Genomic DNA, 12,529 nt, shown 5'->3' on the forward strand with positions numbered 1-12,529 from the left:
CTGTGCCGATGACTAATTAGTCCTTGAGTTTTTGCCGCGCGTATGCTTGCTGCAATACCACTTGGGTGTTTGGTTTGCGCCCCTTGGCAATGGCTGTAATGCGATAAACCACATTCGGGGACATATGCAGTGCTAACTGATTGGCCGCTGCATTGGCGATCAGGCCCGATTTGCTTGCATCCTCGACGTAAGGCATGACCTCTACCCAATACCAGCCGCCCTGTTTTGCGACTGTATTGTTGAGGATGGGGTTGGTGTCGGATGTGCCTGCGCCCGTGTATTGGCCATACCGCGCTGCAACGCCATTTACAGTGAGCTGTTCCATTGGCACTTCACCAGGCTGCAGGTTAGAGGGCGCGGGACTCGTGGTGCTGGTGTAGTTCCAGAAGTCCTGCCGGCCGGTTCTTTTAACACACAGTCCATCGCGGCACTTGCTTGTCTCACTGTTCAACGTACCCAGGAGAAGGCCGATGTCTTTGGTTTCCAGCGGAATTTTCGCGGAAGTAGTGGTGCGGCAAGTATCCCCAGTGCCCATGCAGAGCGAGCCATCGGCCTTTTCCCCCCGGATGTCGAGTTCTGCGTCCTGAAGCAAGGCCTGCGCTGCTTCGAAAGCGCGTTGGTAATCCGTATCGTTGCCCACGACCATCTCATTGAAGAACGAGGTGCGCGAGGCCCATAGGGCTAGCAGCATGGACAGCATGACGAACACAATGACGACGAATAACGCGACGCCGCGTTGTCTGGGACGACGAGCGGGGTGCTGTGGAAGCCGAGCGGCGAGGATCATGGTGGGGCTCTTCAGATCAGTCCTTGGCTGCGCAGTTGGTATACATTACGAAAAACCATGTGCATGCGTCGTGCACGTGTGCCGGTCAAAGCGGTCATGTCCACTGTGGTGATGCCATCACAGTCGGTATAGGATGTCCCTGGCGGCAGATCGATCGGCTCACTGCCATAGAGCACCAGACAGACTTCCACACCTTGCACCCGACCCCAGTCCGTGGCGGGTACGGTGTTGAAATATTGCAATTGCGGAATACCTGTGGCCGCGCCGGTCTGCACGAGGTAGCGCACCTGGAAGTTGGCGACATTGCGAGCAACCGGCTGGGCGGGAGGATTATCGCCAATACAGCGCAACTCACTGTTAACTGCGTTAAGAGTGAAATTGCTGGTCACCAACGCATTGCCTTTGTTTTCGCCTAAGCAGTTGCTGAAGCGCATTCCTTTGGCAGGCTCTGCAAACGAAGGCTCTTTATAATTACGAAAACCTATTACTACCGATGTTGCGGTACCGTTTAGAGCATCGGTAGCAGCAGGAACGGGGTTGGTTGCTGTGGCATTGGTCTCAAAGGCGACGGGGGCTGCTGCGTCGATGACCTTGTATCGGTCAAGGGTCTGAGCCAGAGTGGCGTCCCGGTTGGGGTCCTGGTTCTTGGCATCCAGCTCCAACTTGACCGACCCTGCTTGGCGCAGCTGCTGGCCTATCACGCGGTACACGTAGGCAGCTTGCTGCTGCAGGTCGCTGGCGTCGCTGACAGTGCCGGACACGCCGCGCGACACCATCAACGCCCCCATCGCCACTGCTATGGTCAGCAAACCAATGGTCAAACCGACCATCAACTCCAGCAGCGTCACTCCTCGCTGGCGCAGCGGGGCATTGAAGGCATTTGCGCCTTCAAGCCTGGTGTGGAAAGCGGGGGCAGCTATGGTCTTTGAAATCATTTACGATCCCGGGCAGAAATACTGGATGGTGCTACCTGCCATGTAGGGAGTGCAGCGCGCGGCAACGGGGATGTATTGCAGGTGACAGGTGAGGTTGGCAGGACAGGTGCTGTCTGCCGCCCCACCCCCTGCCGTGATAAAAGTACCGTCGGCTCTGCGAATCTGGGTGGCGTCTAGGTTATTTCTGTAGCCCGCTGTCAAATCACGCTCATTTTCACGCCATCCAATCATCACGCCCAGTTGGCGTCGATTGCTTACGTCAACTTCACCCGGTGCTACGAAGATGCTTGCATCGCCTGCGGGCAGAAGGCGCTGCACAGTAAGTTTCCACTGGCTCAAGTCATAAGCGGCCAATTCAGCTTGACTGCAGGCCTGACTCTCGCAATCGGCTGCTGCTGCTGGCGGCGTTCCCCAGCCCGTCACGTAGGCATCTAGGCTGGCCAAGGCGTTGGGCGCCACCTTCATCTGTTCACCCAAGCTCTCTATGAGACGGATGGCCTGGGCACGGCGCAAGGTGTTCTGCGTGTCGGACAGAGTACGCATCTGTACCCCCACGACACCCAGGATACCCAAAGCCATTACAACGATGGCAACCAGGGACTCGATGAGCGTGATGCCATGTTGACGGTGCATGGAAGTCAGTTGCATACAACGTCTCCGGTAAGGACTCTGATACGGCCACCGCTACTCATACATAGCGTGCTGGTGGCAGGGGATGTCACGCCAGGACCCACTGGAGAGATCGTAAAGCTCTGCATGTTGGCTCCAGCCATTCCAAAACGGTCAAACCGGAGAAATTCGCCAGAAGGAGTGCGCATGACATCAAGGTTGCGAACTGGCGGTATGGTTTGCAGCAACTCCTCGGAGGCTTGCCTCGTTCCGTTGTCATTGGTATCCACGAAAACGAACCAGCCACAACCCCAAGCCTGGACCAAGTCTGCCTGCTGGCATCCTTCAGTATCCTGGGGATTTTTCCGTAAAACGACTTTTCCTCCCCGCTTAATCGCCTCTGACCGGGCGTAATAGAGCGTGGACTGCAGGCCTTCAACCGCTTGCCTGACGCGCCAGCGTTCGACGATCGGCGCAAAACTGGGTGCAGCCAAGGCGGCGAGAATAGCCAAGATGGCTACGACCACCATTAACTCAACGATGGTGAAACCACCAGTTAAATGGAGCTTACGCTTGCAAGGGAGAGGAGGGTGCGGAGAACGCATGCCCAATATTAAGCATGCCTATGCGCTCCGTGGTGGGATGCAGGATGATCGGAGGATCTGGAAGGACGGGCGGTAGAGGAAGGATAGATCGGACGTGTGTCGTCCACTCCCTGCTTCTTTGTGTGCCATCGCTCCCTTTGCTCCTCCTTATCAAAGGAAAAGCGAAAATCTAATGTGTCAGCATGTAAGGCACTTTGGCGGAGGCTGTGAGATTCGAACTCACGGACGGTTGCCCGTCGGCAGTTTTCAAGACTGCTGGTTTAAACCACTCACCCAAGCCTCCGCAGCGGCCGGTATTGTAAGCGGCCGATCAGGCCCCGACCGCCTTGGCAAGCTGTGCCTTGTTCATCTTCGAACGCCCGGTGATGCCCATGCGGCGGGCCTCTTCATACAGCTGATCCCGCGTGCGGCCCTGGGCGCCGGTGTGGGAACGGCGGCCACCGCGTACCGGGGCGGGGGTGTCATGCACGGTCTTGGGGTTGGCGGCTTTGGCCTCGCCATGCTGCGCGCGCTCCTTGTTCACGGTGCGGGCGGCGATTTCCTCGGCGCGGCCTTCACTGGCGCCGCGCTGCTTGGCGCTGGTGCGGATGTGTTCGTACTGGCGCTCGCGCTTGGCGCTCCATGCGGCTTGGGGCATGTTGAATCTCCTGGGCGTGTGGTTGAACGTGCCACAAGGCTAGGAGTGCAGGCCGGCGCAAAGGTCGGCGCGGCGGCTGCGTGGGCGTAGGACGAGGCAGGCGGCGTCCAAGGTTTAGGGTTAAATCAGGCTCCAGCCCAATGCTGGCAAGCGCTGGCAGCTATTAAAATGCTAGCGAGTGCCGGTGCCGCTTCTTCTTTCGACTACATGCCCAGCGACCGCAGCAGCGCGTCCGTGTCGTCGTCGCCCGGCGCAGCGGCAGGTGCGGCCGGGGCGGGCGCCCGTGCGCCGCTGGCCACCTGGGCCATCAGCGCGTCCGGGTCGGGCGCTTCCTGGGGCTCGAAGTCGTACAGCTTGATGAACTGCGTGCGGTCGATGGCCAGCTCCAGGTAGAAGATGTTGTTGCTGTCCGTGTAGAAGGTGACGCGGCGCGCTTCGGGCTGGTCCAGGTTGGCGTCCACGCTCAGCACCACGGGCTGGTTCAGCGCCAGCATCTTGGGCTGGTTCTGGGTGATGTGGGTCTGCAGCTCGCGGCGCACCTTGCTGGCGAAGTCGCCCACCACCTGGTTCATCAGCTCGCCCATGACGTTGCTCACCTCGTCCGAGGTGAAAGACCGCGCCAGGCCGGCGGGCGCCATGCCCATGCTGAGCATGTAGCGCTCGTAGATCTCCATGGCGGCGGCGGCCGAAAAGTTGATGATGACCAGGCCGGAGAAGCCGCCGTCGAACAGCACGAAGCAGCCAATGTCGGGCTTCAGGCAGGTCTTGGTGATGCGCTGCACCATGGCCGAGTAGTGCACCGAGCCCTGCGTGGCCACGGACAGCACGCGGGTGACGGAATTGCACAGCGAGGCCAGCACGTGCTCGGTGCCATAGACGACGGGGCTGGAGGCGGGGGTAGCGTTCATGGGACGGGCGCTGCAGGAAGACACAGGCGGTAACAAAGCAGCCGACATCATGACACGCCAGCCGCCCGGGGCGCCCTGTCCGTGGCCGCAGCAGCAGCGCGTTCATTCAGATGTTTTGAATCACGCCGACAAGACCGTTGAAACTACAAGCACGGTGAAGCTCCTAGACTTACAGGCTTGCCCCTGCTGCCACGTCGCCAATCATGACCACTGCCCACCCTGCGCCTGATACCGCCCGCTACCGCCTGCCGGCCATTGCCCTGCACTGGGTGCTGGCCGTGGCGCTGGTGGGGCTGCTGGGCCTGGGCTGGTACATGACAGGGCTGCCGTTTTCGCCGCAACGGCTCAAGCTCTACAACTGGCACAAGTGGGCAGGCGTGACGGTGCTGGCGCTGGGCGTGCTGCGGGTGCTGTGGCGCCTGGCACACAAGCCGCCGCCGCTGCCGGCCCCGGTGCGCGCCGCCATGCCGGCGTGGCAGCGCCTGGCGCACCACGGCGTGCATTACCTGCTGTATGCGCTGTGCCTGGCCGTGCCGCTGCTGGGCTGGGCCTACAGCTCGGCGGCGGGCTTTCCGGTGGTCTTCCTGGGGCTGGTGCCGCTGCCCGACCTGCTGGCCGTCAACAAGCCCCTGGCCGAGGTCATCAAACCCTGGCACGCCATCGCTGCCTACACCCTGGCCGCGCTGGCGGCGGTGCATATCGCCGCGGCCCTCAAGCACCACTGGGTGGACCGCGATGGCCTGCTGGCGCGCATGCTGCCGGGCCGGGCCTGAATCGCGCCGGATTGAACCAAGACCCCGGGTTCCGGTCTTCAAAGCTTCCAAAGAATTTCTACCGCCATGAATATCTTCTCTACGCGCCCTGCCTCTCATGCCTCACGCCGCGCCACCCTGGCGCTGGCCGCTGCCTTCGCCCTGACGGGCGCCATGGCACTGCAGCCGGCCGCCGCCCAGCAGCTGGTGCCGGCGCAAAGCGAGATCAGCTTCGTCAGCAAGCAGATGGGCGTGCCGGTAGAGGGGCACTTCACCCAGTTCAGCGCGCAACTGTCGCTGGACCCGGCCAAGCCCGAGGCGGGCAAGGTGTCGCTCACCGTGAACACCGGCAGCGCCACCCTGGGCGTCAAGGAGACCGATGCCGAGCTGCCCAAGCCCGTGTGGTTCAACGTGGCGCGCTTTCCGCAGGCCACCTTCCAGTCCAGCGCCATCCGCGCCAGCGGGCCGGGCAAGTACGAAGTGCACGGCACCCTGGCCATCAAGGGCGCGTCGCAGCAGGTGACGGTGCCCGTGGCGCTGGCGCAAAGCGGCGCCACCACCACGGCCACCGGCAGCTTTGCCATCAAGCGCCTGGCCTTCAAGATCGGCGAGAACGAGTGGGCCGACACCTCCATGGTGGCCGACGAGGTGCAGGTGAAATTCAAGCTCGTCTTCACCGGCATGGCCCAGCTCTGACGCTTTCTTTCCCATCCAACCCTCAACCCTCTGACGGAGAAACCACCCATGCGTTTGCACACCTTCGCTCTGGCCGCCGTGGCCGCCCTGATCGCCACCGGTGCCCAGGCCGAGACGGCGACCTACGCCATCGACCCCACGCACACCTTCGCCACCTTCGAGATCAGCCACTTCGGCGCCAGCGTGAACCGCGGCCGCTTCGACAAGAAGGAAGGCACGGTGCAGCTGGACAAGGCGGCCAAGACCGGCAAGGTGGACCTGACGCTGCAGATCAGCTCCATCAACACCGGCACGCCCCCGTTCGACAAGCACCTGCAAAGCGCCGACATCTTCGACGTCGCCCAGCACCCCACGGCGCGTTTCGTGGGCGACCAGTTCACGTTCGACGGCGACAAGCTGGTGTCCGTGACCGGCCAGATGACCATCAAGGGCCGGACACAGCCCGTCACCTTCAAGGCCAACCAGTTCGCCTGCTACGACAGCCCCATGCTCAAGCGCGAAGTGTGCGGCGGCGACTTCGAGGCGACCATCGACCGCACGGCCTTTGGCGTGGACTACGGCGTGCAGTACGGCTTCCCGAAGAACGTGCGCATCGTGGCGCAGATCGAGGCGGTGAAGCAGTGATTTGAGCCACCGCTGACGTGGCAAAGGGCTGGCGCCGGAAGGCGGCCAGCCCTTTTTTGTGGGCACGCGATGCGCGTGCCTTACAACGCCGTGCGCAGGCGCCAGATCTCGGGAAACAGCACCACGTCCAGCATCTTGCGCAAGTAGCTCACGCCGCCGGTGCCGCCAGTGCCGCGCTTGAAGCCGATGATGCGCTCCACCGTGGTCACGTGGCGAAAGCGCCAGAGGCGAAAGGCGTCCTCCAGGTCGGCCAGCTCCTCGCCCAGCTGGTACAGGTCCCAGTGCTGCTGCGGGTCACGATAGACGGCCAGCCACGCCTGCTCGACCTGCTCGCTGGCCTCATACGGCTGCGTCCAGTCGCGCTCGGTATGGCTGGCGGGCACGGGCAGGCCGCGGCGCGCCAGCAGCCGCAGCGACTCGTCGTACAGCGAGGGCGAGGTGAACGCCGCCTGCACCTGCGCCGCGCGCTCGGCGTGGTGCGCGTGGGGTTTGAGCATGGCGGCGTTCTTGTTGCCCATGGCGAACTCGATGCAGCGGTACTGGTAGCTCTGAAAGCCGCTGGACTGGCCGAGATACGGGCGCATGGCGCTGTACTCGGGCGGCGTCATGGTGGCCAGCACGTCCCAGGCGTGCACCAGCTGCTCCATGATCTTGGACACCCGCGCCAGCATCTTGAAGGCGGGCTGCAGCTGGTCCTGGGCGATGAGCGTTTTCGCGGCACCCAGCTCGTGCAGCATCAGCTTCATCCACAGCTCGCTGGTCTGGTGCTGCACGATGAACAGCAGCTCGTCGTGCGCGGGCGACAGAGGCTTTTGCGCCGTCAGGATCTGGTCGAGCTGCAGATAGTCGCCATAGCTCATGCTGCGGCTGAAGTCCAGCTGCGCGCCTTCGGTGTGGACGATCTCTTCGGGGCGCGCATCAGCGGCGCCATGCATGGGGCAGGACATGGTGGGCTCCTTGGCCGGGGTCAGGTCACGGCGTTGATCTGGTGGAACTGCGGGCGCTGCCACTCGCCCGTCTCCAGCACTTCGCGCAGGTGCTGCGCGGCGCGCCACACGTCCTCGAAGCGGGTGTACAGCGGTGTGAAGCCAAAGCGCAGGATGTCCTTGTGCAGCCCCGCGCCGCCGTCGCCCTTGCGGAAGTCGCCGACCACGCCGCGGGCGATCAGCGCCTGCACGATGGCGTAGGCGTTTTCGTCACGGGTCAGGCTGACCTGCGAGCCGCGCAGCGCGTGCTCGCGTGGGGTGGCCAGGGCCAGGCCGTGGCCGGCGCAGTGCGTCTCGACCAGCTCGATGAACAGATCGGTCAGCGCCAGCGACTTGGCGCGCAGCGCGGCCATGCCGCCCAGCAGCTCGGCCGCGCTGAACACGTCCAGCCCGCATTGCAGCGCCGACAGGCTCAGGATGGGCTGGGTGCCGCACAGGTAGCGGCCAATGCCGGGCGCAGGCTGGTAGTCGGGCGTGAAGGCGAAGGGCGCGGCGTGGCCGAACCAGCCCGACAGGGGCTGGGCAAAGCGGCCTGCCAGGCGCGGGTGGGCCCACACGAAGGCCGGGGCTCCCGGCCCGCCGTTCAGGTACTTGTAGCCGCAGCCCACGGCGTAGTCGGCATCCGCGCCCAGCAGGTCCACCGGCACGGCGCCGGCGCTGTGGCACAGGTCCCACACGCACAGCGCGCCGTGGGCGTGCGCGCGGGCCGTGACGGCGGCCATGTCGTGCATGGCGCCGGTGCGGTAGTTCACGTGCGTCAGCAGCAAGATGGCCACGTCGCCCGCTTGCAGCTCGGCGTCGATCTCATCGGGCTCGACCAGGGCCAGCTGCAGGCCGTGCTGCTCGCACACCGACTGGGCGATATACAGGTCGGTGGGGAAGTTGCTGCGTTCGCTGACCACGCGTGTGCGCTGCGGCGCGTCGGCGCGCGCCACGCGGGCCGCGGCGGTCAGCACCTTGAACAGGTTGATGGAGGTGGTGTCGGTGAACACCACCTGGCCTTGGCCCGCGCCGATCCAGGGCGCGAACTGGTCGCCCAGCCGCGCGGGCAGGTCCACCCAGCCGGCCTTGTTCCAGGAGGTGATGAGGTCCTGGCCCCACTCCTGGGCGACCACCTGCGCCACGCGAGCGGGCGCGGCGCGGGGCAGGGCGCCCAGCGAATTGCCGTCCAGGTAGAGGGTGCCGTCTGGCAGCGTGAAGTGCTCGCGCAGGCTGCGCAGCGGGTCCTGCGCATCGCGTGCGCGGCAGTCTTGCAGGGTGGTCATGGGGTCTTCGCAGGGTGGCTTCGTACTATTGTTTTGATAGCTGCTGGCGCTTGTCCGGCAAGCGCTAGAGGCGTATTTTGTTCAAATTCTGGGCAACGGGCGCAGCACCGCGCGCACGGGCGAGGCGTCGGCCGTGGTCAGCTTCAGGGGCAGGGCGATGAGCTCGTAGTCGCCCTCGGGCACGTCGTCCAGCACCAGGTTCTCCAGCACGCGCAGGCCGCGGCGGCGGATGACCTGGTGGCTGTCAAGGCTCTTGCTGCTGGCCGGGTCGATGCTGGCGGTGTCGATGCCGATCAGCTGCACGCCGGCGTCGGCCAGGCGCTCCACCGTGTCGGGCGCGTAGGCGGCCAGGTGCTCGTCCCACCGGTCCACCGGCGCGCGCTGGTAGGTGCGCACCAGCACCCGCGGCGGCAGGCCCTGCGCGGCGTGGGCGATGTGGCGCCACTCGATGAGCGGCCCGCAGGCAATGGCATGGATGACGCGGCAGGGGCCGATGAACGCCTCCAGCGCCACGGCGCCGATGGCGGCGCCTTGCGCGTCGTAGTGCAGCGGCGCGTCGGCGTGCGCGCCCACGTGCGGCGACAGGGTGAGCGCGCCCACGTTCACCGGGCAGCCCGGGCCGATGGAGGCGCTCCAGCGCTGCTGGTAGGGCGTGTCGCCGGGAAAGACGGGGCTGCCCGCGTGCACGGGCGGGGAGATGTCCCAAAGAGTGGTAGAGGCAGCAGACGGCATGGCCGGCGACATTAGCGCCGTGGCGCCGGCATGGTGTCGGTTATCTGCAACGCTATTGAAATGAGAGCTGCCAGCGCATGACTGGCGGGCGTTGCAGGCCGAAAACGTTGAAACCCCGGGCGGCTTCAGGGCCAGCGCAGCTGCGCCAGCCCGTGGCGCAGGCGGGCGCGCTGGCAGGCGTCCGAGCCAGGCTCGAACTCGCGGCAGGGCGAGGGCCGCCACTCGTAGATGCCGCAGGCGGCCTGCGTGCCCACCTGGCCGGTCAGGGCGGCGCAGCGCGGGCGGGCGTGGTCGGTGCCGCGCATGCGGGCCGTGCGGGCCGTCACCTCCACCACCAGGCCCTGCGGCACGCTGCCGCCTTCGTCCTCGGTCTCGGTGGCGGAAAAGTCCACGCGGAAGCTGGCGCAACAGGCGCCGCAGGTCAGGCAGGGGTGGGACACGGTGGTGCGCAGGCAGGCGAGGGGGGCGCATTGTCGCGCCGCGCAGGCGTGCCGGCCGTCTGCGCTGGATCAAGGGAAACCCGTAGCGCCCGGGCGTAGAATGAGAATCACTTCTATCCGTTAGCCCTCAGAGTCACCATGCAGCACGGCCCTCACCGCCCCGCCTCCGTTCCCCGGCCCATCGCGCTGGACCAGCTCCCGCGCGGCGCAAGCGCCACGGTGCTGTCGCTGCACCCGGCACCGGGCGATGCGCAGCAGGCGCTGCCACTGCGGCTGATGGAGATCGGCTTTCTGCCCGGCGAGCGGGTGCGCGTGCTGGCGCGCGGCTTTCCCGCGGCCGACCCGCTGGCCGTGCGCGTCGGCCAGGCCACCTTTGCCCTGCGTCGCCACGAGGCCGCGCTGGTGCAGGTGCAGCCCGAAGCGCCCCAGGGCCGCGCCGCATGAGCCGCCCCGCCGCACCCCATCCGCCGCCCGCCGGCGCCGCCCGCCAGCGCGGCCGCGTGGCCGTGGGCACCACGCCGGCTGCGCTGCACATCGCCCTGCTGGGCAACCCCAACTGCGGCAAGACGGCGCTGTTCAACGTGCTGACCGGCGCGCGCCAGAAGGTGGCCAATTACGCCGGCGTGACGGTGGAGCGCAAGGAGGGCCACTTCACCACGCCTGCCGGCCGCCCCGTGCGCGTGCTGGACCTGCCCGGCGCCTACAGCCTGCACGCGCAAAGCCTGGACGAGGCCGTCACGCGCGACGTGGTCACCGGCCGGCGCGCGGGCGAGCGCCTGCCCGAGCTGCTGGTGTGCGTGACCGACGCCACCCACCTGCGCCTGAACCTGCGTCTGGTGCTGGAGGCGCGGCGCTTAAGCTTGCCCGCCGTGCTGGTGCTGAACATGAGCGACGTGGCCGAGCGGCGCGGCATCGCCATCGACCGCGAGGTGCTGGCGCGCGAGCTGGGGCTGCCGGTGCTGTCCACCGTGGGCGTGCGCGCCGGCGGCGCCGATGAGCTGCTGGCCTGGCTGGACACGCAGGCGCTGCCGCCGCCGGGTATTCCCACGCCCGCCGCACAGAGCGTTACCCGCCGCGCCGCAGCGGCCGAGCCGGATGGCGCAGGCCGCGCAGCAGGACTGGAGCGGGCCAGCGCAGGCCGCGCAGCAGGACTGGAGCCGGGCAGCGCTGGCCGCGCCGCAGGACTGGAACTGGACAGCGCTGGCCGCGCCGCAGGACTGGAAATGGACAGCGCTGGCCGCGCCGCCCAGGTGCAGGCGCTGCACGCCGAGGTGCGCCGCATCGTTGCCGCGGCCGTCACCGAGCCACCCGTGGCCCATGCGCGTGACGACCGCATCGACGCCGTGCTGCTGCATCCGCTGTGGGGCACGCTGATCCTGGCGGCCACGCTGTTTTTGATGTTCCAGGCGGTGTTCAGCTGGGCCGAGGTGCCCATGGGCTGGATCGAGGGCGCCACCGCGGCCGGCGCCGGCTGGCTGAACGTGCACATGGCCGAGGGGCCGCTGCGCAGCCTGCTGGCCGAAGGCCTCATCGCAGGCGTGGGCGGCGTGGTGGTCTTTTTGCCGCAGATCCTGGTGCTGTTTGCCTTCATCCTGGCGCTGGAGGAATCCGGCTACCTGCCGCGCGCGGCCTTCCTGCTGGACCGGCTGATGGGCACGGTGGGCCTGTCGGGGCGCTCGTTCATCCCGCTCCTGTCCAGCTTCGCCTGCGCCGTGCCGGGCATCATGGCCACGCGCTCCATCCCCGACTGGCGCGACCGGCTGGTGACCATCCTGATCGCGCCCCTCATGACCTGCTCGGCGCGGCTGCCGGTCTATGCGCTGCTGATCGCCGCGTTCATCCCCGAACGCACGGTGGCGGGCCTGTTCAACCTGCAGGGGCTGGTGCTGTTTGCGCTGTACCTGGGCGGCATCGTGGGCGCCATGGCGGTGGCCGGCGTGGCGCAGCTGGCGCGGCGCGGCCCGCGCGTGGCGCCGCTGCTGATGGAGCTGCCCTCCTACCGCTGGCCCAGCCCGCGCAACCTGGCCCTGGGGCTGTGGGAGCGCGCCGGCATCTTCATGCGCCGCGTGGGCGGCATCATCCTGGCCGTCACGGTGCTGCTGTGGTTCCTGTCGTCCTACCCTGCGCCGCCGGCGGGCGCCACCGGGCCGGCCATCGAATACAGCTTTGCCGGGCGCCTGGGCTCGGCGCTGGCGGTGGTGTTCGCGCCGATCGGCTTCAACTGGCAGATCAGCGTGGCGCTGGTGCCCGGCATGGCCGCGCGCGAGGTGGCGGTGAGCGCCCTGGGCACCGTCTATGCGATTGCCGCGTCGGCCGATGACACGGCCGACCAGCTGGCGCCGCTGCTGGCCGCGCAGTGGCCGCTGGCCACGGCGCTGTCGCTGCTGGTGTGGTTCATCTTCGCGCCGCAGTGCGTCTCGACGATTGCCGCCGTGCGGCGCGAGACGGGCGGCTGGCGCTGGCCGGCCGTCATGACGTTGTATCTCTTTGCGCTGGCGTACGGGGCAAGCTTCGTCACCTACCGCCTGGCACTGGCGTTTCTCGGAGGGTGAA

The 12,529-nt window shown here is 66.5% G+C and carries 15 protein-coding genes and 1 tRNA gene; 5 read left to right on the forward strand and 11 right to left on the reverse strand.

Annotated features, from left to right (window positions below; translation table 11 throughout):
- Positions 1–16 precede the first annotated feature (16 nt).
- The 7 genes from C7H73_RS06310 to C7H73_RS06340 all read right to left on the reverse strand — a co-directional run bounded on the left by C7H73_RS06310 (position 17) and on the right by C7H73_RS06340 (position 4,481).
- Complete coding sequence (locus C7H73_RS06310; RefSeq protein WP_106845877.1) at positions 17–787, reverse strand: pilus assembly PilX family protein; 771 nt, start codon at positions 785–787, stop codon at positions 17–19.
- A gap of 11 nt (positions 788–798) precedes the next feature.
- Positions 799–1,722 carry a PilW family protein gene (locus tag C7H73_RS06315; protein WP_106845878.1) on the reverse strand — a complete coding sequence of 308 codons (924 nt, stop codon included), beginning with the start codon at positions 1,720–1,722 and terminating at the stop codon, positions 799–801.
- Complete coding sequence (gene pilV, locus C7H73_RS06320; protein ID WP_227001432.1) at positions 1,723–2,370, reverse strand: type IV pilus modification protein PilV; 648 nt, start codon at positions 2,368–2,370, stop codon at positions 1,723–1,725.
- Complete coding sequence (locus C7H73_RS06325; protein ID WP_405124788.1) at positions 2,361–2,861, reverse strand: GspH/FimT family protein; 501 nt, start codon at positions 2,859–2,861, stop codon at positions 2,361–2,363. The genes pilV and C7H73_RS06325 overlap by 10 nt, the downstream gene beginning before the upstream one ends.
- A 270-nt stretch (positions 2,862–3,131) precedes the next feature.
- Positions 3,132–3,219: transfer RNA gene (locus C7H73_RS06330), tRNA-Ser, on the reverse strand.
- Positions 3,220–3,246: 27 nt separating this feature from the next.
- Complete coding sequence (locus C7H73_RS06335; protein ID WP_106845881.1) at positions 3,247–3,573, reverse strand: plasmid stabilization protein; 327 nt, start codon at positions 3,571–3,573, stop codon at positions 3,247–3,249.
- A gap of 203 nt (positions 3,574–3,776) precedes the next feature.
- A complete protein-coding gene (locus C7H73_RS06340; RefSeq protein ID WP_106845882.1) occupies positions 3,777–4,481 on the reverse strand; it encodes a DUF3334 family protein in 705 nt (234 codons plus the stop codon).
- A 203-nt stretch (positions 4,482–4,684) separates the two neighbouring features.
- Here C7H73_RS06340 and C7H73_RS06345 point away from each other — a divergent pair, with 203 nt between their 5' ends.
- From C7H73_RS06345 to C7H73_RS06355, 3 genes are all read left to right on the forward strand, one after another.
- On the forward strand, positions 4,685–5,254 hold the full coding sequence (locus tag C7H73_RS06345; protein ID WP_106845883.1) for a cytochrome b: 570 nt from the start codon (positions 4,685–4,687) through the stop codon (positions 5,252–5,254).
- A gap of 66 nt (positions 5,255–5,320) precedes the next feature.
- Entirely contained in the window at positions 5,321–5,929 is a 609-nt protein-coding gene (locus C7H73_RS06350; RefSeq protein ID WP_106845884.1) for a YceI family protein, read from the forward strand.
- Positions 5,930–5,977: 48 nt separating this feature from the next.
- Positions 5,978–6,553, forward strand: coding sequence for a YceI family protein (locus tag C7H73_RS06355; RefSeq protein WP_106845885.1), 576 nt, complete (start codon positions 5,978–5,980; stop codon positions 6,551–6,553).
- An 80-nt stretch (positions 6,554–6,633) separates the two neighbouring features.
- Here the strand turns inward: C7H73_RS06355 and kynA are convergent, their stop codons facing one another.
- The 4 genes from kynA to C7H73_RS06375 form a co-directional block, all read right to left on the reverse strand.
- Positions 6,634–7,500 carry a tryptophan 2,3-dioxygenase gene (gene kynA, locus C7H73_RS06360; protein WP_106845886.1) on the reverse strand — a complete coding sequence of 289 codons (867 nt, stop codon included), beginning with the start codon at positions 7,498–7,500 and terminating at the stop codon, positions 6,634–6,636.
- A gap of 20 nt (positions 7,501–7,520) precedes the next feature.
- Positions 7,521–8,804, reverse strand: coding sequence for a kynureninase (gene kynU, locus C7H73_RS06365; RefSeq protein ID WP_106845887.1), 1,284 nt, complete (start codon positions 8,802–8,804; stop codon positions 7,521–7,523).
- Positions 8,805–8,885: 81 nt separating this feature from the next.
- A complete protein-coding gene (kynB, locus tag C7H73_RS06370; RefSeq protein ID WP_106847558.1) occupies positions 8,886–9,536 on the reverse strand; it encodes an arylformamidase in 651 nt (216 codons plus the stop codon).
- A gap of 125 nt (positions 9,537–9,661) precedes the next feature.
- A complete protein-coding gene (locus C7H73_RS06375) occupies positions 9,662–9,976 on the reverse strand; it encodes a YkgJ family cysteine cluster protein (protein ID WP_106845888.1) in 315 nt (104 codons plus the stop codon).
- Positions 9,977–10,114: 138 nt separating this feature from the next.
- Here C7H73_RS06375 and C7H73_RS06380 point away from each other — a divergent pair, with 138 nt between their 5' ends.
- Both C7H73_RS06380 and feoB read left to right on the forward strand, forming a co-directional pair.
- Entirely contained in the window at positions 10,115–10,420 is a 306-nt protein-coding gene (locus C7H73_RS06380; RefSeq protein WP_106845889.1) for a FeoA family protein, read from the forward strand.
- A complete protein-coding gene (feoB, locus tag C7H73_RS06385; protein WP_106845890.1) occupies positions 10,417–12,528 on the forward strand; it encodes a ferrous iron transport protein B in 2,112 nt (703 codons plus the stop codon). The genes C7H73_RS06380 and feoB overlap by 4 nt, the downstream gene beginning before the upstream one ends.
- Position 12,529 lies beyond the last annotated feature (1 nt).

The sequence above is a fragment of the Pulveribacter suum genome (genome assembly GCF_003013695.1).
Taxonomy (GTDB): Bacteria; Pseudomonadota; Gammaproteobacteria; order Burkholderiales; family Burkholderiaceae_C; genus Melaminivora; species Melaminivora suum.